Origin of the sequence: Arenibacter lacus (assembly GCF_008711145.1) — a bacterium.
GTDB lineage: Bacteria > Bacteroidota > Bacteroidia > Flavobacteriales > Flavobacteriaceae > Arenibacter > Arenibacter amylolyticus.
This window is the reverse complement of record NZ_VVIN01000060.1, coordinates 1-21787: the sequence shown is the minus strand read 5'-3', so window position 1 is coordinate 21787 and position 21787 is coordinate 1. Positions and strand designations below refer to the sequence as shown.

The window sequence follows — 21787 nt, the reverse complement described above, 5'->3', positions numbered from 1 at the left end:
AATGCAAAATTTATCCTCAAATTCCTTGAAGAAAAAACTCTTGGTGAATAATGCGGGATAATGCAGACCCTTGTGTAGTTTCAACTTAAACTCTCCCTGATTGTTTGTGGTAGTAAATACCATTGATCGATCACTGTCCGCCGGTTTTGCAATTAGTGTTGAATAGGCTAAGGGAATGTTTAAACTATCGGAAACAGTACCGTTTAAAGTTACGACTTGTGCATTGGCTCCAATACAAGCAAAAAAAATAATGAATATAATAACGTTGTTCATCATCAATAAGAGAGACTATGATTTATTGTCGTTGCCCTTTTCTGGCATTATTTAATCTTTCTATTAATGCTATATACTCCTGTTCCGACACATTTTTTCCTTTCGGTTTTTTTATCTTTATTTCTTCTTCGGGATTCAGCTCAATTTTTGTAGCGGTATACAATATTTTCCCCTTATCGTATTCCGCTATTAGTTCTAAGGTCAAACCTGGTAGGCCATTAAAATTTTGAATCCCAAAAGGGGTGGGTATTTCCGGAGTGTACCAAACTATAACTGGACCTATAAGTTTCATTTGTGGTATACTTTGTGAATCTACATCTGCGATCGCCTTGTAGCAAGTATAATTTCCTATTTTTTTAGTCTCTTGGGTAAGTTTCCAATTAACACTATTTAAGTCCACTAAAATTTCCTTTGTCCAAAAGCTCTGATAAAACTTTTCTTTGGTTTCCAAATTAGTATAATAAATATTGTCATGCCCAGCAATTCTACCAGTTCTATTGGGTTTGTATCCCAAGCTCTTTTTTGTTGGCAAATCAAACTCAGCCTGGTATAGACCTTCTGTTCCCGATATAAATAAATGAAAATTCATAGGGCTTGAGGAGGAAATAGCATTTATTTCCGTATCTCTTGCTACTTGGGTTAGGGTAGAGTCTTTAACTAAACGATTATAATAATCTTGATTGCTCAAAGTGGCTTGATAGACAATCTTTGCTTTAATAAGTTGTGCATAGGAAAAATTAAAGGAAAATAACAGGACTAGTATGATAATTAATTGCTTCATTTTAGAGTTTTTAAAATAAGCCTATTTGTTAGTAGTGGGCTTACTAATTAATGTTTTCTTATTTTTAAATATCCATTACTTCTGAAATTTGAAAGTTTAAATCGCGTCCAATAATTCCCGTCATTCCGCTTCGCAATTAGGATTGAATAAACTAATGAAATATTCAAGCTAACATAAACAGTACCGCTTAAAGAAACAACTTGTGCATTGGCTCCAATACAAACAAGGAAAATAATGAATATAATAACGTTGTTCATCATCAATAAGAAAGACTATGATTTATTGTCGTTGCCCGTTTCTGGCATTATTTAATCTTTCTATTAATGCTATATACTCCTGTTCGGACACATTTTTTCCTTTCGGTTTTTTTATCTTTATTTCTTCTTCGGGATTCAGCTCAATTTTTGTAGCGGTATAAAATATTTTCCCCTTATCGTATTCCGCTATTAGTTCTAAGGTCAAACCTGGTAGGCCATTAAAATTTTGGATCCCAAAAGGAGTTGGTATTTCCGGAGTAAACCAAGCTACAACCGGGCCTATAAGTTTCATTTGTGGAATATTTTGTGAATCTAAATCTGCAATTGCCTTGTAACAAGTATAATTTCCTATTTTTTTTGTCTCTTGAGTAAGTTTCCAATTAACACTATTTAAGTTCACTAAAATTTCCTTTGTCAAAAAACTCTGATAGAACTTTTCTTTGGTTTCAATATTGGTATAGTAAACAAAGTCCTGCCTGCCAACGCTAGCTGTTTGATTCATCAACAATCCTAATCTTTTGCTAGTCATTAGGTCATATTCTGCTTTGTATAAAGATTCATTTCCGTTAAAAAACAAATGAAAATTTGTAGGAACGGCATCATTAGCTCTCTTAACCCAATGTTCCTTCCTAAATGTCGGCATCAAAGTATCCTTATTTAAACGCTCTAAATAGGAATTAGTGTTTAGGGTTGCTCGGTAGGTGACTTTTGCCTTTAGGTTTTGGGAATGAATGAGATTGATGGAATTTAAAACTAAAAATAGAATAGTGATTAATTTCATTTTGATTGGTATTGGTTCAAAATCAAATATAACTAATTATTTAGTTTTAACTAGTTATTTAGTTGAGTTTAGGCAGGTAGGGCCACAGTTCTTGGCAACTGACTGTTTATAGAAGGGAAAATCCAAAGTTCACTAGGGTTTAGTATTGGATAGTTCCTGAAGTCTGGCGATCAGCTGTCCCGTACTTGGCCGGGGCAGGTTGCCGTCCAATAGCCTCCCCTGTTCGTCAAAGAGCAGATAGCGCGGTATGGTTATTTCGCTATTTTCTCCCAATTGGGCTCTTAGGCTTGAATCAATCTTGTCGCCTGCTAGGAAATGACTACCTTTTAAACGGTGCCGTCGTATGGTCTTTTCCCAATTCTTGCGTGCCCGCAGTCGGTCGAGCGAGACATACAACGCCTCGATGCCCAACTTGTCCAGTGCCGGTTTCACTTCATCGATAAATCCGAATTCCTGTATGCAGGGAGCGCACCAGGTGGCCCACAAATCTACAAAGACCTTTCTGCCCGAGAACCGTCCTTGTATAAGTGAATCCAATGTATTGCCCTGATATTCGGCGATCAGGGCGAGGCTATCGGCCCCTAGCGAAGCAAACGGATATACGGCGCGTTCCCTTCGTTCATTATCGCAGTCCAGGTCATCAAAGTACCTGTCCTGGAACTCGGCAATATAGGCACTTTTGGGAAAGGTCTTTTTAAACTTGTGGAACCGTCGTAAATCCTCGCAAATGGGGTTCTCCTCATGATCTCTACTCAGGAGGAGCTGTGTGGCCATCATCTTTTCCTGTAGCTCTACGGGGGCATAGGCATAGTGTGCGAATTTATCCGGCCAAATGCCGAGCTCCTCCCTGCTTCCAGGTAGCAGTCCCCGAGCTATCAACCGACATTTGTTCTCGGCATTTATTGTTCTATTAATTCCCAAGTTGAACCGATAGCGCTCAGAAAACGGGTCGTATTTCATAAAGAAATGTGTCAATATCATGTCGATGTTCTCTTTTTTAAGGGCCGAGGTTTTGGGGTATCGATAGGCATGTGACATAATATGGTGTACGGCGCTAAGCATCTTGCCTTCCAATTGGGTCTTCACCCTATCATGGAACGACGGGGTAATCTGTTCTTTTTTCAAGAGATTATCGAATGGGACAAACAGGCTGTCCATAATTCGCTCCGTTTTCTGTATGACAGTATTGGGCGAATCGGCGATCTGCCTAATGGCTCGATCAAGTACATTTACAAGGTCGATGACACGCAAGAGGCTTGATTCGAAGATAAGGTCATGCCCTTTGGCATTCTTACCCGTAAAGGTAACATCAAAGTAGGGAACGGACCTTTTAATGGTCATACCTATTTCTCCTTCACCATCGCAAATCAGATGGATGCTGGGAATGGCCTCACTGCTTGCCAAAACGATAACACTTGTAGAATCTGGCGAGGCGAAGGCCTTTTTAAAATGGCCATTTAAGATGGGGACGCTGTCATAACCTCTAAAATGACTAGAGGCATTTGTATCTAAAAATCTATGGAACGCAACATATGACGTATCAGGAGCATTCAGAACAGTACCGGTGATACTCACTTTTGGGGTTTGTTTGGTATTTTTGGAACACGATAAGGTTAAAACCCATGTACATAAACATATTACTATTAACAGACGATGTGTCATATTATTTTTCATCTTTTTAAGGTTGGTTAAAAACCAAATATAACTAAATTGTTAGTTTAAACTAAGCTTTTAGTTAGATGTTTATTACTCTCTATTTTCTTTCATGATACGGAGGTTCGAAAGGACTACTTAAAGAATAAATGGAAAAAGGCAAAAGTCCCATAAATCGACAATTTTTAGAACCAGAACAAAAGGAGCCTTCTGTAAAATATGGGAAGTTCCATTTGACGTTCTTTTAAGTAGTCCCGTAATTCACCTTTTTCTGAACTTACAAAGTATATTTGAACGACCTATGAAATAAACCATTTGGAGGTTTTTTCAAAGTCTAATTGAATGCGGGGTTTAGTAAACTGTAGTGGATTGGTGTTTTGGTTCATGAGACCCTTCTTCTTAACTAGAACTTTTCAAAAAGATGATTTTAGACTTTATATATTCTACATTTTTGGGAAAGCCTACAAAAGCCCTAACCTTACCTATACGATTAATACGAACTTTCCATTCATAGATTATTATTCAGTTAAAAGGTTGCTTTGAACGTATGCCAACGACAGCTTAATGGTCATTGTATATTAATTTCCAGCTTTTTAATATTAAGGATAAAAAATTATGGAAATCGATTTATAGAACGACCTCATAAAATCATTTTCTACAATTAGTTGTAGTTCCGGTAATTCTCCTTTTACGTAATTTACAAAGTATTGATAATCGCCCCCTTGAAATAAACGCCATGGATGTTTTTTGAAAGTCTAAATAGACGTGGGGTTAATTACTGCTACTTACAGCCCCTTCAAACCTATTTTTTAACAATGATTTATTAAATCGCAAGTCAATAATATGTTATTTTGCGTATATTGTATGTAAATAAAGCTTAAAATTATGGCAACAATTAGAAAATCATTGACTATTACCACTTCTCAAGAGAAATGGATAAAGCTGCAAATTGAAAATGGTGGTTTCGCCAATGACAGCGAATATATGCGACATCTAATACGTTTAGATGAAGAACGCAATAGGGAGTTTTTAATGACCAAGGCAGCAATACAAGAAGGCTATGATAGCGGTGTGAGCCCTAAAAATAGGTCTGTTGAAGAAATTGTTGAGGCGGCCAAAAATCGCAAAAACAACAGAATTCAAAGCACGAAGAATGTCTAGCTATAATTTATCGTCGAAGGCTGATAGCGATATCGACGATATAGTAGATTATACTTTAGAGACTTGGGGCGAATCACAGACACATGATTATGTTACCGATTTATTACAGTTCTTACAGACTCTTGCCGACAGTTCCGAAATAGGGCGTAGTGCTTCTGAATATGCACCATCACTAAAAAAATATAATTTCAAAGCGCATACAATATTTTATGAACCGACCAAAAACGGCATATTCGTTGTTCGCATTTTAGGACAGCGGCAGGACTTTAAGAAACACCTTTAAACTTTAATTTACTGTTTGGAAAAGTCTAAATAGAAGTGGGGTTTAGTAAACTTTAGAGGATTAATTTTGTTCCAAAAAAGGTTCGTTTTACGGGACTATCATGTTTCGGAAAAAATATGCGCCTTAAGTACATTCACCATTTACGCCCGGTCATACACCATACCGACGGCGCGAATGCTTCTTAAGATATTCTTTTCTTTTTCGGGTTTTGTAGATTGGAAAACAATGAAATGATTTCAACATTATCATTATTGATCCTATAATATAGATTGTTGTATTTCTCAACAACAGCTTATCGAATCCCTGCTTTCTTCGTTGAAGATGGGAATAATACAGAATTTTTAGAAATTAATTCAATGGTATGGTCAAGTTTTGCAGAAAATTTTCTCAACTCTCGTTCGGTCCAATTGGTTTCCAAATAATCGATAGTTTCTATTAATTCGGATAGAGCGTGGTCAGTCCAAACAATTTTAAAGCCACTTCTCATAAATTTTCTTTGCGGATGAGTGAGAAGAGAGTTTTCCGTCATCAGCATCTTGAATCCCTTTCTCAATAGACGATTTTTCTTGGGACGCAATCTCATTCCACCAGTCAGTTCTTTCTTTTTCTCTCAGTTTCATCAGCTTATCGATTAAGGACTTATCGTTCAGAGTTGAAAGCCACTGAATCAATTCGATTTTCTTATTTTGAAGATTTATACCCATAGTCTCAAAGTTACTAATTTCGTACAATATCTCAATCTATCTAGAATGCATTTTGCTGCAATAAACGTAGAGATGATATCATTCAACATTTATTTATTTCAGGAACACCATTAAATTAATATTTTTTTTGTGAACAAGCATAGCTCCAAAAAAGGTTCCTTATAATAAACTATCAAAAATTAGCTGTTTAGCAACCATAGGAACAATTTGCAAACCGCGAAGAAGACGCCCTATGCCTTAAGGTAAAAGTTAAACCAAAAAGTGACAGGACGGTCCGCCGAACTGGTACAAAAATTGAATCTGGGTCAGCAGAAAAATGCCGAAGTTCAAAGATCAATACAAAACCACGGCAAGTCTGCCGAAATACGACTCCATAAAAATCGCTAAAAAGAAAGCTTTCCCCTAGAAGGAGACCGGATCCGCCAACAAGATATTCAGCCATGACCTATGTACGGACCGATTACTTAATTATTGTGCAACGTTATTTTTTATCTTTCAATATTTTCAAAATTTTTTTAGGATTTTGTCTATTGTCCCAAAAAGCTGTGATGATAATTTCTGTGTCATTAAATTTATAGTAAATACTAAAGTTACCTAATGAAGCAACTCTTGTATCTTTGAAATCTGTAGCTTTGTAAATCAGAGGTTTTTCGGCTATCTGTTATGTTCTTTCCGAAACTAGCTTTAAAAGTTTTTTCGAGTAACTATTTGATTTGTTTCTTTTAACCCAATATTCTAAAATTCCCACGAACTGAATGTCAGCTGTTCGTGTCCAAACTACATTGCGTTTAGCCATTCCAAATTCCTTTTATTCATTGCTTCTTGAGAAATCAGTTTTCCTAATTTTATATCTCGTTCACTCATTTCCAGCATTATTTTCTGTTCTTTGGTCAATTCAACCATTTCAGGGTCAGAGGAACTCGATGTAATTATTTTGTCAAGAGCCACTAAAAAGTCTTTATTTTTAATCGATAGAATTTTGTCAATCAATCCGTTTCGTATATTATCTAATGTTGCCATTTTCATTTAAATTTATTTTATAAATATCCGAATATTTGGTCCTTTTTCCCAATGTTACACAACCGCAGTCTGTCTCAAAACTACCTTTTAACGGTTGAAAACAGGATTTTTATTTGATATTCGGAAAGTAAACAGGAATGAGTTGAAATATTGCACTTTGCTCTATAAAATCAATTTTAGGGCCTTTTTTTTAAGCGAAAGGTGCCTTTCCAGACCAAAATGAAGCAAAGCAAACCTACCAGGAAGTTTCATGCCAAGGTTTAGCATTCTTTTAAGATTGTATGCTAACGCTATCAAGCCAAAATCGGCTGAAGCGCTCTGGAGCCCTTTTTTTTTGGTCATAATGCGGTCAAATCCCTCCCGAAGGCTCGGGATCGTTTCATAGTGCCAAATGGATGTTCTACCAATGCTTGTCGCTGTTGATATACTGATTCATTTTGCGAGACCCGGGTAGCAATGTCCTAGATGTTTAAGGGTGAACTCGCTTCGTTGTATGAAGTTGCCATTGACCTTGGCAGTGGTGCATTCATGACGTAAGGGGCAGCTTTTGCATGCCTTGGTTTTATATTGTTTAAAAGTGTAGTTTCTTGCCTTGTACCGGAAGAACTCTACACCATAATCACCAATAAAAAAGCCAAGGGCAAGAAAAGATCCATAGTAGCCATATTAATTGTGTATTCCTGTTGCCATTTTCTGTGTATTCCTAATTTACCTAAAACTGTGCAGATTTAATTTCGATTACAAGGAGTCAGGATTTAAGGGATCCCAAAAATGTTTATAAATTGTTTATAAATGGAATTTAACCGTAAAATAAACAAGGCTTCCAATTTCTCGGAAGCCTTGTTTTTACTACTGTGGGCCCTACTGGATTCGAACCAGTGACCCCCTGCTTGTAAGGCAGGTGCTCTGAACCAACTGAGCTAAGAGCCCCACTATTTCATTTCAAAAAATTTGCTTTTAGCTTCTCGGGGCGCGCCCCTTGCTGTAAGCAGGTGCAAATATAAGACAGTTTTTTACTTCTGCAAAAGAAAACCAAAAAAAATATCAAACTATTTCTGCAACCACAAAAGTACTCCCTCCTACAAAAATGAAGTCGGCCTTATCAGCTGATTTTTTTGCAGATTCAAACGCCTCAGCAACAGATGCATACGCTTCACCCTTTAAACCACAAGCCACTGCCCGCTCTTTTAAAGCTGCCACAGCTAACCCCCTTGGAATATTTGGTCTACAAAAATAATACTGTGCATTTTTCGGAAAAAGAGGAAATATTTGCTCCAAATCCTTTTCCTTAACAAATCCGAGCACCATATGCAGCTTGTCTGCTTTCTGTTTTTTTATCTGATCCAAGACAATAGTGAGCCCCTCTGTATTATGGGCAGTATCACACACTACTAAGGGGTTCTCCCCCAATACGTGCCATTTACCCATCAAACCAGTATTCACAGATACTTTATCTAGCCCATTAACTATATTTGATTCTGTTATAGAAAACCCTTTTAATTCTTTAATGGCAGCCACCACCCCTTTTACATTTTTGGACTGATACCCCCCCAGCAAAGAAGTTTTATAGGTACTAGGTACTACTTCACTCGCAAAAACTATCTTAGAACCCATATCCTGAGCTACCTCAGAAAAAACCACTGCCGTCTCCTCTTGAAGCTCGCTGATTACCACAGGGACGCCCGGCTTTATAATACCTGCTTTTTCATAGGCAATCTTTTGAATGGTATCTCCCAACACCTCTACATGGTCATATCCTATATTAGTAATCAAGGAAACCTCCGGGATAATAATATTGGTAGAGTCTAACCTCCCCCCCATGCCCACTTCTATAATAGCAATATCTACCTCCTCCGATTGAAAGTATTGAAACGCCATACCCACTGTCATTTCAAAAAAGGACAATTTATGAGCCTCCAAAAACACTTTGTTTTTTTTAATGAAGTTAACTACATACTCCTCTGGCACTAGCTTACCATCTACCTTTATCCGCTCACGAAAATCTTTTAAATGTGGGGAGGTGTACAGCCCTGTCTTATAACCAGCCTCTTGCAAAATAGAGGATAACATATGGCTACTAGACCCTTTTCCGTTGGTCCCTCCAACATGGATACTTTTAAATTTCCTTTCCGGATTGCCCAGAAACTCCGTAAAACTACGTATGTTATCTAGTTTAGCATTAAAGGCAGACGCTCCTTTCTGCTGGTACATGGGCAGCTGGACAAACATCCACGCCAAGGTTTCCTGATAAGTCATTGCGTATTGCAGGTTGAATTAAAAATAATGATATACTGTTAAAAAAATGGAGAGCACTTTAGTTCTATACTTGTTGATAGGCCATTTAAAAGACCCACTAATTTCCATGAAAATTACTCCCCCAATTTGAAGTTAACAACTACAAAACCGGTTTGCTGTGACGGGGCATTGGCATCTAGATTCCATTTATGCATTAAAGCGGTTTGTTTAGCTGGAGCCAACAGACAGGGATGATTATTGGTAGTACCTTTTACTCCCGGGGTGGCTTCTACCACGTCTCCATTCCTATTCACTACTATCCTAACTACTACCCTACCTTCCTCATTACATTCTTGCGGCACTTTCCCTTGATTAACTAACGACCTGCCCTTAAGCCCATATCCCCCGCTTCCAGTACCAGCGCCAGGACTACCGTAATAACTTGTAGCATAAGGGTCACCTTCCGGACTCCCCTTATCCCCAGTCTGATTGTCATCACCTTCGCTTCCAGTGGCGGCACCGTCAGATTTATTAATGCCCCCGATAAGTTGATCTAATTTATTCCTTTTCGCTTCTTGCTCGCGTTTAATCTTCTCTTCCGCTTCCTTCTTCTCACGCGCAATCCTATCTGCTTCCGCCTGGGCTTTCTTAGCAGCCTCTTTAGCCTTGCGTGCTGCTTCTTGTTGCTGTTTAATTAAAATAGACTCCTCATCCTCTTGGGTAAGGACTTTTTCTATGGGTTTCTCCTCTGCCACCTGTTCTTGAGGAACCTGCTCTTGCACTTTTTCCTCTATCACCTCGGGTTTATTAACCGGTTGGGATTTTATTTTTTCCTTGGGCTGAACCTTTCCGCTTCCATATTCCATGGTACCAAAATTAATGGTAATACCACTTTCCAATGGGGGATCCATATAGGTAAGTCCAATATAAAAAAGTAAAAGCAGGAGCACGCTAAGCAACAAGGTTGTAAGCGTAAAGGATTTCTTTTTATGTTTTGTATTGAATAATGCCATTAATTGGGGCGCACTGCCAAAATAACCTTGTAATTATTTCTATTGGCAATATCCATCACATTTACGGCCTCTTTAATGGCCACGCTTTCTTCTGCTCGTAGAATAATCGTAGGTTTCTCCTTTCCCTCCAGTGCTTTTTTTAGTTCAATTTCTATGTATTTCCCGTTAATTTTTTGGTTGTCCACAAAATACTCGAGGTTCTTATTGATACTCACCGATACATTCTGGGTATTAGTAGACTTCCCTTTTGCTTTAGGCAGCAATAAATCCAACGCATTTGGAGAATTTGCTGTCAACATAAAGAAAATGAGCAATAAGAATACGATGTCCGTCATGGACGACATGCTAAAATCTGGACTAACCTTATTTCTTCCTTTTAGTTTCATATATTCTAGCCTACAGGGGTTCGTTCAATAAATCCAAGAACTCTACGGCATTGGCTTCCATTTTATGGACTACCTTATCGGTTCTGTTCACCAAGTGATTATATCCAATATAGGCAATAATCCCAACTATTAAGCCGGCTACCGTAGTAGTCATAGCGGTATAGATACCCGCAGCCAATGAGCCCATTTCTGCCTGTCCCCCACTGGAGGCCATTTCGTGAAAGGCCAAGATCATTCCAATTACAGTTCCCAAGAAACCAATCATAGGTGCAGCCCCGGCTACCGTAGCCAAAACACTTACGTTCTTTTCCAGTTTATAAACCTCTAGGGTACCTGCATTTTCAATGGCCGTATTGATATCATCTAAAGGTTTTCCGATTCTGGAAATTCCTTTTTCCGTTAACCTGGCCACAGGGGAGTCGGTCTGCGCACACAATAGTTTTGCTGCTTCCAACTTGCCATTAGTAACATGATCCCGTATTTGGTTCATGAAATTACTATCTATCTGAGACGCCGCCTTAATGGCAAAAATTCGTTCAAAATAAATATATAGCGCCACAAAGAGCATGGCAAAGAGCACAGAAATAATCAGGATACTCCCCGTACCCCCACTAACTATTAAATCGATTGCTGATAGGGTCTTCTCTTCCGACACTAATTCCTCTATTCCTGCCTCTTGGGCAAGGTCTTGTAACAATATCATAAATTCTCTTTTATACGTGTTGCCTTAATAACGTTTTTTTGGGTTTTAAATTATCTGTTCTTCGCAAAATTTCCTCCCTATGGTCAACTTCCATAAAAAGGCCGTATGGGCGTAGTTAAAAGGGCAAGTGAACAAGACCTGCCAATTTTTTATACCCATGTACAGCGCAAAAACTTAAGACCAATTAAGGAGAAAGTTCATTGCAAATATCTTACAAATAACAGAACTTCAATAATCGTTCCCAAGATCGATTTTGATTTGGCTAAATTAATTGTTTTAATGCAATTTCAAATCCTGTTTTACTAAGATTGATTTTGGTATTATTTGCTTTGAATATATTTAGAAGTGCCTTTCTAATGGTTTTGGAGGTATCCTCAAAAATCAATTTATCATCCAAAGGCACCCTTCCTTCCATAAAATAGGCGAAAACACGGGCCATTCCACAATTGGAAACAAAGTCTGGAATTAAACTTATCTGCTGGTCCGTAAATTGCATGGTAGGTCCAAAAAAGATCTCTTTATCCGCAAAAGGTACATTGGCCCCACAGCTAATAACTTCTAATCCGGTATTGATCATGGTAGAGATTTGATCTTTTGTTACCAATCGGGAAGCAGCACAGGGCATAAATACTTCTGCAGGCAGACTCCAAAACCTTTGGTTCATTTCCTCAAAAGGAATCATATTTTCCGCATTAAGGGTATTCCCGTCTTTATTTAGGTACATAGTGGTCATTTCTTCCAGGGTAAAACCCTCCTCCTTTATCACTCCCCCTGTCCTATCCAAAATACCCACTACCTTTGCGCCCATTTTGGTCAAATAAAAAGCTGCAGCAGAACCTACGTTCCCAAATCCCTGTACTATGGCTCTTTTCCCTACTACCGAACCATTTTGCAATTCGTAGTAATGCTTAACAGCCTCTGCAACTCCAAATCCGGTAATGAGATCTGCTACGGTATACTTTCTGGAGGGATCGGGTGAAAACTCTGCATTTTCCAACACCTTTACTACACCCAACCTCAATTGTCCTATCCTATTGATCTTATCGGCCTCCGTTGGTTTAAAATGTCCATTAAAAACACCTTCCTGTGGATGCCAAACCCCGGCTTCTTCCGTAATGGGAATCACCTCCTGTATCTCATCTACATTTAAATCTCCTCCGGTTCCATAATAGCTTTTTAACAAGGGGGCAACTGCTTTATACCAGCGTTGCAGCACCTCATTTTTTCTAGGGTCCTTAGGATCAAAATTAATTCCGGATTTTGCGCCCCCAATAGGAGGGCCCGAAACCGTGAACTTAACTTCCATTGTCTTTGCCAAAGACAACACCTCGTTTAGGTCTAACCCTTCCCGCATTCTGGTACCTCCACCGGCCGCACCACCACGCAGGGAATTAATCACCGCCCATCCTTCTGCATTGGTCTCTGCATCTTTCCAGTTAAAAACTATCTCGGGAGGCTTCTCCTCAAACTTTTTAAGTAATTCCTTCATTTGCTTAACCTTCCTTTTATGTGTATAGATTGGGGAAATCGCTACAACCTTGATATATGCAATACCTTAAGTTTTAGTGACGATTATTAGTAACACCCCTTAATAAGCTAAGGATTATTCCTTTATAGGAACCCTAACTAACAAATATAGAAATATAGATCAGTTTTTAAACTTTTTATTCATCCTATTTATTTCATTGGATACCATTATATTTGTTACAACCTCTTAAATTTTCAATAATGGATTTCACACTATCGGAAGAACAATTAATGATTCAACAAGCAGCAAGGGATTTTGCCCAAACCGAATTACTTCCTGGAGTAATAGAGAGGGACGATGCCCAAGAGTTTCCATCAGAACAAGTGAAAAAAATGGGGGAACTAGGGTTTCTTGGCATGATGGTAGACCCTGCCTATGGCGGCAGCGGCATGGATACCATCTCCTACGTGTTGGTTATGGAAGAGCTCTCCAAGGTAGACGCCTCATCGTCCGTTGTGGTTTCGGTCAATAATTCTCTGGTCTGTTGGGGATTGGAAACGTACGGTAGTGACATGCAGAAAGAAAAATATCTAAGCAGACTGGCGAGTGGTAAATGCATTGGCGCCTTCTGTCTTTCCGAACCTGAAGCGGGCAGTGACGCCACTTCCCAAAAAACCACCGCTTTGGATAAAGGAGACCATTATCTTTTAAACGGTACAAAAAACTGGATTACCAATGGTAGCACGGCCGATATTTATATTGTAATTGCACAAACAGATTTAGAAAAAGGACATAAGGGGATCAATGCCATAATTGTGGAAAAGGGGATGCCAGGATTTGTTATTGGCCCCAAGGAGAATAAATTAGGCATACGCGGTAGCGACACCCACTCCCTCATCTTTAACGATGTTAAAGTACCCAAGGAAAATAGAATTGGCGAGGATGGATTTGGCTTTAAATTTGCCATGAAAACCTTGGCTGGCGGAAGAATAGGAATTGCTGCACAAGCGCTGGGAATTGCAGCAGGAGCTTATGAGCTCTCCTTAAAATATGCCAAAGAAAGAAAAGCTTTTGGAACCGAAATAGGGAACCACCAAGCCATTGCTTTTAAACTAGCCGATATGCACACAGAAATACAAGCCGCAAGGCATATGGTGTATAAGGCCGCTTGGGACAAAGATCAAGGAAACAACTATGACATTTCCGGGGCCATGGCGAAACTTTATGCCTCGGAAGTAGCCATGAAAACCACGGTTGAAGCAGTTCAGATACATGGAGGCAACGGATTTGTAAAGGACTATCATGTGGAACGGATGATGCGCGACGCTAAGATTACCCAGATCTATGAAGGCACCTCGGAAATTCAAAAAATAGTTATCTCCAGAAGTATTTTAAGAGACTTATAAGGTAATCACCCTCTAGGAATAACCTATTTCCCTTAAGGCGATTCTGAGCAAACCGTGGTTTCAGGGTATAATATAAACCTGTCCACGGTCCTTATTACCTATCTACTCCCTTCTGCTAAACACCTAGCATAGCGTGTTGGCAACTAGCCTGCGTCCTATACTATTTCTTTCCAACTAACTGGAAATACTTCCTCAATTATCCAATTAGCCTGTGCAGATATGAGTTAATTATGACAATCATAGAATTTAGCCTTCAAATATACAGATGTGCATTTTCAGCAACGTTTCATTAAAAACCCTGCATTTTTTATTGTAAAATAGATCTTTCATTACATTAAATGCTGTGCTTTGCTTATTTTTGAGTGAATACTTCAAAGAATAAGGATGAAGAAACAAGGATTATATCTTCCGGAGTTTGAGCATGACAACTGTGGAGCTGGATTTATATGTAGCCTAAAAGGTGAGAAGTCGAACGACATTATCCATAAGGCATTGGAAATTTTAGAAAAATTGGAACATCGCGGTGCGGTGAGCTCTGATGGTAAAACTGGGGATGGTGCCGGAATCTTGGTAGACATACCACATAACTTCTTTAAAGAAGAGTGTGATTTTGATTTACCAGAACCTGGGCATTATGCAGTGGGCAACATTTTTCTACCACAAAAGGAAAACCAAAGGAATTATTGTATTAAGACCTTTGAGGAAAATATTGAAAAGCAAGGACTGCAATTATTAGGATGGAGAGATGTTCCTATAAACCCATCCATTCCAGGCAGAATTGCCGCGCAAACAGCCCCTTTCATCAAGCAACTCTTTATTGGCAAACGAGACGAAGAGCAAGATGATTTCAATTTTAATTTAAAGCTGTTTATCGCAAGGAAGGTCACGGAACACACCATTGAGGAATCTAAACTTTCCGAAAGCAATTTTTTCTACGTTCCCAGCCTTTCCACCAAAATTATCATCTTTAAAGGGCTATTAATGCCAGAGGACATCAGTCTTTACTATAAGGACTTAATGGACCCAAGGGTAACCACCAGATTGGCCCTGGTGCACCAGAGATTCTCAACCAATACCTTCCCTACCTGGGATCTTGCACAACCATTTAGATATATGTGCCATAATGGGGAGATAAACACTTTAAGAGGTAACGTCTCTAGAATGCGGTCTAGGGAAGAGCTCATGAAGAGCGATTTATTTGGGGAAGAGATCAAAAACATCCTCCCAATTGTACTTCCAGGAAAATCAGATTCGGCCACCATGGACATGGTGGTAGAACTATTGTTGATGACGGGAAGGTCGCTTCCAGAGGTCATGATGATATTGGTCCCTGAAGCATGGGAGAAAAACCCCGAAATGTCCGAAGCTAAAAAAGCCTTTTATGAATACCACTCTTGCCTAATGGAACCATGGGACGGCCCCGCATCCATTCCTTTCACCGATGGCAACTATATAGGAGCCGTACTGGATAGGAACGGCCTGCGTCCCTCTAGATATTCTGTTACTAAAGACGGTTTTGTCATTATGTCCTCTGAAGTAGGGGTCGTGGATATCGCCCCTGAAAACGTCGCTCTACACGGTAGATTAGAACCGGGTAAGATGTTCTTGGTAAACATGGAAGAAGGCAGAATTGTTAATGATGAAGAAATTAAAGAAAAAATTGCCATTAAAAACCCCTATAAAGAATGGCTTACCAATAATCTGGTACACCTAAAGGACATTCCTTACAATGATTGCCCCTTATTTCTAAATGAGGCCTCCGTACAGCGAAGAAAATCTATTTTTGGCTATACTCAGGAAGACTTAAATACCATAATTCTTCCGATGGGAAAAACGGCCAAAGAGCCTTTAGGATCTATGGGATCGGACACCCCCATCGCCGTACTTTCCGAACGACCCCAACTATTATACAACTATTTTAAACAGTTATTTGCCCAGGTAACTAATCCCCCCTTAGATGGCATCCGCGAAGAACTAATAACAGACATTAGTCTGACCTTGGGGGCCGATCAAAATATATTTGAATTTTCGGAACTCCACTGTAGAAAACTAAAGATTCAAAATCCGGTGATTTCCAAGGAGGATTTGGATAAAATAAAGAATTACGATTCTAGCCCGCACTTTAAGGTAGTATCCATTCCCATGCTTTATGAGGTTGACAAAGGTCATAATGCCTTGGAAGATGCACTGCAATCTATTTTAGACCAAGCAGAAACCGCCGTTGAGCAAGGCACCAATATCATTATCCTTTCAGACAGAAATGTTAGTGAAACAAAAGCTCCCATCCCCGCCCTATTAGCATGTTCATTTGTTAACAGTGGCCTGCAACGATTAAAAAAACGCTCCCAAGTGAGCCTAATTATAGAATCTGCAGAACCTAGGGAGGTGCATCATTTTGCCCTATTATTTGGTTTTGGCGCCAGCGCCATAAATCCGTATTTGGTAAATGAAATTATTGCCGAACAAATTAAGGAGCAAGACATTACAGAATATAGTGTTGACGAAGCCATTAAAAACTACAACAAGGCTATTGGAAAGGGTATCCTAAAGGTGATGAATAAAATAGGTATTTCCACCTTAAACTCCTATCGAGGATCCCAGTTGTTTGAGTGTATCGGGATAAACACCAAAACGGTAGACAAATATTTCCCCCACACGCCTACTAGAATACAGGGAATAGGCCTCTATGAGATTGAAAAAGAAATTTCCAAGCGCCATACAAGAGCCTATGGAAAGCAGGAAATACCCGCTAATTTAGATTTGGAAATAGGCGGACAATACCGTTGGAGAAGGAATGGGGAAAAACATTTGTTTAATCCCCTGACTATTGCAAAACTTCAAATGGCAGTACGCAACAATGAACCTAAGTCGTACAAAGAGTATTCGCAGTTAATAAATGAACAGACCAAAGATTTAATGACCATTCGTGGTTTATTTCAGTTCTCCAACTACGACCCTATCCCCTTGGAGGAAGTAGAACCTTGGACCGAGATTGTAAAGCGATTTAAGACAGGCGCCATGTCCTATGGCTCCATCAGTAAGGAAGCGCACGAGAATTTAGCAATCGCCATGAATAGAATAGGCGGAAAAAGCAATTCCGGGGAAGGTGGTGAATCGGCTGAACGATTTTACAAGAACCAATCCGGGGATTGGAGTAATAGCGCCATAAAGCAAGTGGCATCGGGTAGATTTGGAGTAACCTCCAATTATTTAACCAGTGCCGAAGAGATCCAGATAAAGATGGCCCAAGGGGCAAAGCCTGGAGAAGGTGGACAATTACCAGGCCCAAAGGTGAATCCTTCCATCGCTAAGACTAGGAATTCTACCCCCTATGTGGGCTTAATTTCACCGCCACCCCATCATGACATCTATTCTATTGAGGACTTATCCCAACTTATTTTCGATTTAAAATCGGCCAACCGAAAAGCGCGAATTAATGTAAAACTGGTTTCGGAGATTGGAGTAGGTACCGTAGCAGCAGGTGTTGCCAAGGCAAAAGCAGATGTTATCCTTATTTCTGGCCATGATGGCGGCACCGGAGCCTCACCGCTCACCTCTCTAAAACATGCAGGCCTTCCTTGGGAATTGGGAATTGCCGAAGCACAACAGACTTTGGTCATGAACGATCTTAGGAATAGAGTGGTTTTGGAATGCGACGGCCAGTTAAAAACAGGAAGGGACGTAGCCATTGCTTGCTTATTGGGAGCGGAAGAATTTGGTTTCGCAACAGCCCCCTTAGTAGCTTCTGGTTGTATCATGATGCGTGTCTGTCATCTAAACACATGCCCTGTAGGGATTGCGACCCAAAATCCAGATTTGCGCAAAAAATTTAAGGGGAAACCAGAACACGTGGTAAACTATATGTATTTCGTTGCCCAAGAACTACGAGAAATTATGGCGCAATTAGGCTTTAGGACCATAGACGAAATGGTGGGACAGGTACAGAAGCTAGACCGCACAAAGGCCATGGAACATTACAAGGCGGCAGGGATTGATCTTAGTCCTATATTACATCAAGTGGATGTTCCCCTAGGAACTAAATTCCACAACACCCAGAAGCAACAGCACGACGTTGAGAAGTCTATCGAATTTGAAATCTTGGAAAAAGCACACCCTGCCTTATTCAGGAAGGAGAAGACCATTTTAGATTTCCCCATTCACAATACCGATAGGGCAGTAGGAGCCATTATCAGCAATGAAATCTCCAAGATATACGGAGCCGATGGTCTCCCAGACAACACCTTAAAACTAAACTTTACTGGATCTGCGGGACAAAGTTTTGGGGCTTTTGCTACCAAAGGTTTAACCATGGTGGTTAACGGCCACACCAATGATTACTTGGGAAAAGGACTTTCCGGTGCCAAACTAATAATCAAGGTTCCTTATAAATCAACCTTAAAACCCGAGGAAAACGTTATTACGGGGAACGTTACCTTATACGGCGCCACATCTGGAGAAGCTTATATAAACGGAAAGGCGGGAGAACGTTTTTGCGTTAGAAACTCCGGAGCAAAAGCTGTTGTAGAGGGCATTGGTGATCACGGATGTGAATATATGACTGGAGGTACAGCCGTAATATTAGGCGAAGTAGGTAGAAATTTTGGCGCTGGTATGAGCGGCGGGATCGCCTATATTTTTGATGAGAGATATAGCTTTGAAAAGAATTGCAATTCAGAATCCTTAAATCTTTTAAAGGTAGAGGAGGATACAGACATTGCAGAACTTAAAGAATTAATAGAAAATCATTACAACGCAACCCTTAGTCCCATTGCCCAGCGGATATTGGAAAGATGGGAGGACAGCTTACCTAGGTTCATCAAAGTATTTCCGGAAGAATACAAACAAGCATTGGCTCGTTTAGAAAAAGAAAAATTAGAAACCATATAATCGTACTATGGGAAAGATAACAGGATTTTTAGAATTCGATAGAAAAGTGGAGGGATACGCTCCAGTAGAAGATAGAGTAACGCATTATAAAGAGTTTACCCTGCCCATGAAAGCGCAGGAATTAAAGGACCAAGGGGCCAGATGTATGGATTGTGGCATTCCTTTTTGTCACAGTGGATGCCCTTTGGGGAACCTAATCCCAGATTTTAACGATGCTGTCTATCGTGGAAAATGGGAAAAGGCGGCCGAAATTCTACATGCCACTAATAACTTTCCAGAATTCACTGGAAGGTTATGTCCCGCTCCCTGCGAGGAAGCTTGTGTTTTGGGGATTAACGAGGATCCCGTTTCCATTGAGAATATTGAGAAGAATATTGTAGAGACCGCATTCTCCAAAGGATGGGTAGTAGCCCAACCACCTGTTAAAAGATCAGGAAAAACAGTTGCGGTAATCGGTTCCGGACCCGCAGGATTGGCCGCAGCACAGCAATTGAACAGAGCCGGACATTTGGTGACTGTGTTTGAGCGAGACGAAAAGGTTGGCGGACTCTTGCGATATGGGATTCCAGATTTTAAATTGGAAAAACAGGTGATAGACCGCAGGGTGGCAATCTTAAAAGAAGAAGGCATCCTATTTAAAACAGGAGTACATGTTGGGACCACTATTTCGGCAACCGAGCTTAAAGAGGAGTTTAACGCCCTTGTGCTTACTGGTGGCGCTACTGTGAGAAGAGGCTTACCCATTGAAGGGGCAGACCTTAAAGGGGTGGTACAGGCCATGGATTTCTTAAAACAGAACAACAAACGAGTAGATGGCATTACCGAGCTAGGGGAAGAAATTAAAGCCACTGGAAAGGATGTTATTGTTATAGGAGGAGGCGATACAGGATCGGATTGTATTGGAACCTCAGTTAGGCATGGCGCTGCGTCTGTTACCAATTTTGAAATTTTAGGTAAACCAACTGTGCAACGACCAGAAAATCAGCCATGGCCCTTTTGGCCCATGCGTTTACGTACCAGTACTTCCCATAAGGAAGGCGCAGAAAGAATTTTCAGTATTTCTACCAAAAAATTTATTGGTGACAAAAATGGAAATCTTACCGGCCTTATAACCTCGGAAGTGGAATGGATTACAGCACCAGGAAAGCGCCCACAATTAAAAGAAATTCCAGGTACCGAAAAAGAATGGAAATGCAATTTGGCATTATTAGCCCTAGGTTTCACAGGATCGGAAACAACCATAGCAGACCAATTAGGGCTTAAAACAGACCTACGCTCCAACATTAAAGCCAGTGAAGCAGATTACCAGACCAACGTACCCGGTGTATTTGTAGCAGGGGATCAGAGAAGAGGACAATCTTTAATTGTTTGGGCCATCTCCGAAGGGAGACAAGCAGCACACCATGTAGATAGTTTTCTTATGGGAAGCTCCAATTTACCCCTTAAAGGAGAAGGGGACCTACCTAGGATCTAAGTTATAATTAAGTCTAGATAAGGCAATAAAAAGGATTTAAATAAATAGAATTGCAATTGAGAAAGTGGCAAAAGGAACATAGAGTTCCACGCTGCAAGATCTTTTTAATATTGCAATTCTATTTTTGTTTTTATAAAGGAATATGGATAAAGCTTATCAGCAAATAATTGAATCCCATTTTCTGGAAGTATTTAATAACAACTACAAGTCTTACCTATAATTTTCTTCTTAGCCACAAGCTACCAGTAGCCCTATCCTTGTAGCTGTAACCAAAGGTTGGCAACCCTAAATTAACGATTTTTACGACTCCTAATGAAGTTTCATTTACGAACGCATTACTTACCCATTTGATACTTTTAAGGAGCTAACATGGCCTAGTTTAGGGGAGTGGCCTCACCATAATATCTTTAAAATAAACCACACTTTTAGGATCGTGTCCCTGTAGGGCAAAGGTTCCACCTTTAAGGGTTCTATGTACACGTTCTCCTTCTCGTTTAGGAATGGCGGGTTCTGTATAATCTACTACTACTATATCATTGATTTTTACAATAATGCGATTTCCCTCTACTTTTATGTACTCTGTATACCATTCATCGTCTTTAGCATAGGTTTCCATTATATTAAGCACATCGTATAAGCTCCCCGTCCGTTTCCAGTCGCCATGGGAATTGTTCACTTGCACCTCGTAACCGTGAATAGGCCAGCCATCTTCTTGATAACGAGTGTGTATATATATTCCCGAATTGGAATTAGCTCTGGTCATTACAGAGGCCTTAAATTCGAAGTTTTTAAAATGATGGTTTTGAACCTCGCCCATATAAAACAAATGTGCTTTTGGCCCTGCCACTTTAATGGCGCCATTTTCCACAGAAAAGGTACCTGCATTCTCCCCCACTTTCCAGCCCTCTAAATTTTTTCCATTAAACAGGGCGATCCATCCGTCCTTTTTTTGGGTATCCTGTGAAGTTACGGTGTTAAAAAAGGCTAGGGATGCTACTAGGAGTAATACATAATGCAGTTTGTATTTCATGGTTTCTTCATTTTATTGATATTCAATATACAACAATTCGAAAAAACAAGGAAGTATTTTGCACCTCCCTAATATAGGTTGCCCCATAAAAATGAAATAAAAACTATTATTCTAAAACCTGTCCTGGAATAATATAAGGCAAATTATGGTTGATAAAGGCGGGAACGGCATCCCTGAAGTATTAAGGCCAGGGCATGGGTTATACTTGGAGGCAGCTGGTTTATTTTGGCCCCTTATCTGTAGTGATCCGTTTCCGGGACTAGCTGTTTCTT

Annotated in this window: 17 protein-coding genes and 1 tRNA gene; 5 read left to right on the top strand and 13 right to left on the bottom strand. The window is 39.8% G+C overall.

Translation table 11 applies throughout. The features are described 5' to 3' along the window. The 4 genes from F1E73_RS17930 to F1E73_RS14180 form a co-directional block, all read right to left on the bottom strand. On the bottom strand, positions 1-276 hold a 276-nt coding region (locus F1E73_RS17930), incomplete at its 3' end, for a peptidase associated/transthyretin-like domain-containing protein (protein ID WP_223883443.1). Between the two features lie 19 nt (positions 277-295). Next, positions 296-1054 carry a GLPGLI family protein gene (locus tag F1E73_RS14190; protein ID WP_150452278.1) on the bottom strand — a complete coding sequence of 253 codons (759 nt, stop codon included), beginning with the start codon at positions 1052-1054 and terminating at the stop codon, positions 296-298. 279 nt (positions 1055-1333) lie between these two features. After that, positions 1334-2092 (bottom strand): GLPGLI family protein, encoded by a 759-nt coding sequence (locus tag F1E73_RS14185; RefSeq protein WP_150452277.1) that lies wholly within the window; start codon positions 2090-2092, stop codon positions 1334-1336. A gap of 132 nt (positions 2093-2224) precedes the next feature. After that, positions 2225-3754 carry a TlpA family protein disulfide reductase gene (locus tag F1E73_RS14180; protein ID WP_191089021.1) on the bottom strand — a complete coding sequence of 510 codons (1530 nt, stop codon included), beginning with the start codon at positions 3752-3754 and terminating at the stop codon, positions 2225-2227. 876 nt (positions 3755-4630) lie between these two features. Between F1E73_RS14180 and F1E73_RS14175 the strand changes: the two genes are divergently transcribed. Continuing rightward, entirely contained in the window at positions 4631-4906 is a 276-nt protein-coding gene (locus tag F1E73_RS14175) for a ribbon-helix-helix domain-containing protein (protein WP_150452275.1), read from the top strand. Further along, positions 4899-5189: a type II toxin-antitoxin system RelE/ParE family toxin gene (locus F1E73_RS14170; RefSeq protein ID WP_150452274.1), complete on the top strand. Its 291-nt coding sequence runs from the start codon at positions 4899-4901 to the stop codon at positions 5187-5189. Before F1E73_RS14175 ends, F1E73_RS14170 begins: the two co-directional genes overlap by 8 nt. Before the next feature lie 470 nt (positions 5190-5659). Here the strand turns inward: F1E73_RS14170 and F1E73_RS17925 are convergent, their stop codons facing one another. The 8 genes from F1E73_RS17925 to F1E73_RS14115 all read right to left on the bottom strand — a co-directional run bounded on the left by F1E73_RS17925 (position 5660) and on the right by F1E73_RS14115 (position 12739). Then, positions 5660-5809, bottom strand: a complete 150-nt coding sequence (locus F1E73_RS17925; protein WP_223883442.1) for a hypothetical protein — start codon at positions 5807-5809, stop codon at positions 5660-5662. An 861-nt stretch (positions 5810-6670) separates the two neighbouring features. Further along, the gene (locus F1E73_RS14150) at positions 6671-6913 is read right to left on the bottom strand and encodes a hypothetical protein (RefSeq protein WP_150452272.1); all 243 of its coding nucleotides are present in this window, start codon (positions 6911-6913) and stop codon (positions 6671-6673) included. An 855-nt stretch (positions 6914-7768) separates the two neighbouring features. After that, positions 7769-7843 (bottom strand) — tRNA-Val (locus F1E73_RS14140). A 114-nt stretch (positions 7844-7957) separates the two neighbouring features. Then, on the bottom strand, positions 7958-9169 hold the full coding sequence (locus F1E73_RS14135) for a bifunctional folylpolyglutamate synthase/dihydrofolate synthase (RefSeq protein WP_086478516.1): 1212 nt from the start codon (positions 9167-9169) through the stop codon (positions 7958-7960). A gap of 113 nt (positions 9170-9282) precedes the next feature. Continuing rightward, complete coding sequence (locus F1E73_RS14130) at positions 9283-10161, bottom strand: energy transducer TonB (RefSeq protein ID WP_150452271.1); 879 nt, start codon at positions 10159-10161, stop codon at positions 9283-9285. After that, the gene (locus F1E73_RS14125; RefSeq protein ID WP_086478518.1) at positions 10161-10547 is read right to left on the bottom strand and encodes an ExbD/TolR family protein; all 387 of its coding nucleotides are present in this window, start codon (positions 10545-10547) and stop codon (positions 10161-10163) included. The genes F1E73_RS14130 and F1E73_RS14125 overlap by 1 nt, the downstream gene beginning before the upstream one ends. 10 nt (positions 10548-10557) lie before the next feature. Next, positions 10558-11250: a MotA/TolQ/ExbB proton channel family protein gene (locus F1E73_RS14120; protein WP_086478519.1), complete on the bottom strand. Its 693-nt coding sequence runs from the start codon at positions 11248-11250 to the stop codon at positions 10558-10560. 262 nt (positions 11251-11512) lie between these two features. Next, positions 11513-12739 (bottom strand): Glu/Leu/Phe/Val dehydrogenase dimerization domain-containing protein, encoded by a 1227-nt coding sequence (locus tag F1E73_RS14115; protein ID WP_086478520.1) that lies wholly within the window; start codon positions 12737-12739, stop codon positions 11513-11515. A 239-nt stretch (positions 12740-12978) separates the two neighbouring features. On the opposite strand from F1E73_RS14115, the gene F1E73_RS14110 reads away from it, so the two are divergent. From F1E73_RS14110 to F1E73_RS14100, 3 genes are all read left to right on the top strand, one after another. Further along, on the top strand, positions 12979-14124 hold the full coding sequence (locus F1E73_RS14110) for an acyl-CoA dehydrogenase family protein (RefSeq protein ID WP_150452270.1): 1146 nt from the start codon (positions 12979-12981) through the stop codon (positions 14122-14124). A 384-nt stretch (positions 14125-14508) separates the two neighbouring features. After that, positions 14509-19011, top strand: coding sequence for a glutamate synthase large subunit (gene gltB / locus F1E73_RS14105; protein ID WP_223883441.1), 4503 nt, complete (start codon positions 14509-14511; stop codon positions 19009-19011). A 7-nt stretch (positions 19012-19018) separates the two neighbouring features. Next, positions 19019-20485 carry a glutamate synthase subunit beta gene (locus F1E73_RS14100; RefSeq protein WP_150452268.1) on the top strand — a complete coding sequence of 489 codons (1467 nt, stop codon included), beginning with the start codon at positions 19019-19021 and terminating at the stop codon, positions 20483-20485. 379 nt (positions 20486-20864) lie between these two features. Here F1E73_RS14100 and F1E73_RS14095 read toward each other — a convergent pair whose 3' ends face one another. Next, on the bottom strand, positions 20865-21515 hold the full coding sequence (locus tag F1E73_RS14095) for a 3-keto-disaccharide hydrolase (RefSeq protein ID WP_086478524.1): 651 nt from the start codon (positions 21513-21515) through the stop codon (positions 20865-20867). Positions 21516-21787 lie beyond the last annotated feature (272 nt).

Bases quoted from the DNA above. Each gene is read 5' to 3' on its own strand.
- F1E73_RS14115 (WP_086478520.1), bottom strand. From the start codon at position 12,739: ATGAAGGAATTACTTAAAAAGTTTGAGGAGAAGCCTCCCGAGATAGTT.
- F1E73_RS14130 (WP_150452271.1), bottom strand. From the start codon at position 10,161: ATGGCATTATTCAATACAAAACATAAAAAGAAATCCTTTACGCTTACA.
- F1E73_RS14135 (WP_086478516.1), bottom strand. From the start codon at position 9,169: ATGACTTATCAGGAAACCTTGGCGTGGATGTTTGTCCAGCTGCCCATG.
- F1E73_RS14170 (WP_150452274.1), top strand. From the start codon at position 4,899: ATGTCTAGCTATAATTTATCGTCGAAGGCTGATAGCGATATCGACGAT.
- gltB (WP_223883441.1), top strand. From the start codon at position 14,509: ATGAAGAAACAAGGATTATATCTTCCGGAGTTTGAGCATGACAACTGT.
- F1E73_RS14175 (WP_150452275.1), top strand. From the start codon at position 4,631: ATGGCAACAATTAGAAAATCATTGACTATTACCACTTCTCAAGAGAAA.
- F1E73_RS14095 (WP_086478524.1), bottom strand. From the start codon at position 21,515: ATGAAATACAAACTGCATTATGTATTACTCCTAGTAGCATCCCTAGCC.
- F1E73_RS14125 (WP_086478518.1), bottom strand. From the start codon at position 10,547: ATGAAACTAAAAGGAAGAAATAAGGTTAGTCCAGATTTTAGCATGTCG.
- F1E73_RS14150 (WP_150452272.1), bottom strand. From the start codon at position 6,913: ATGGCAACATTAGATAATATACGAAACGGATTGATTGACAAAATTCTA.
- F1E73_RS14180 (WP_191089021.1), bottom strand. From the start codon at position 3,754: ATGACACATCGTCTGTTAATAGTAATATGTTTATGTACATGGGTTTTA.
- F1E73_RS14185 (WP_150452277.1), bottom strand. From the start codon at position 2,092: ATGAAATTAATCACTATTCTATTTTTAGTTTTAAATTCCATCAATCTC.
- F1E73_RS14190 (WP_150452278.1), bottom strand. From the start codon at position 1,054: ATGAAGCAATTAATTATCATACTAGTCCTGTTATTTTCCTTTAATTTT.
- F1E73_RS14110 (WP_150452270.1), top strand. From the start codon at position 12,979: ATGGATTTCACACTATCGGAAGAACAATTAATGATTCAACAAGCAGCA.
- F1E73_RS14100 (WP_150452268.1), top strand. From the start codon at position 19,019: ATGGGAAAGATAACAGGATTTTTAGAATTCGATAGAAAAGTGGAGGGA.
- F1E73_RS14120 (WP_086478519.1), bottom strand. From the start codon at position 11,250: ATGATATTGTTACAAGACCTTGCCCAAGAGGCAGGAATAGAGGAATTA.
- F1E73_RS17925 (WP_223883442.1), bottom strand. From the start codon at position 5,809: ATGAAACTGAGAGAAAAAGAAAGAACTGACTGGTGGAATGAGATTGCG.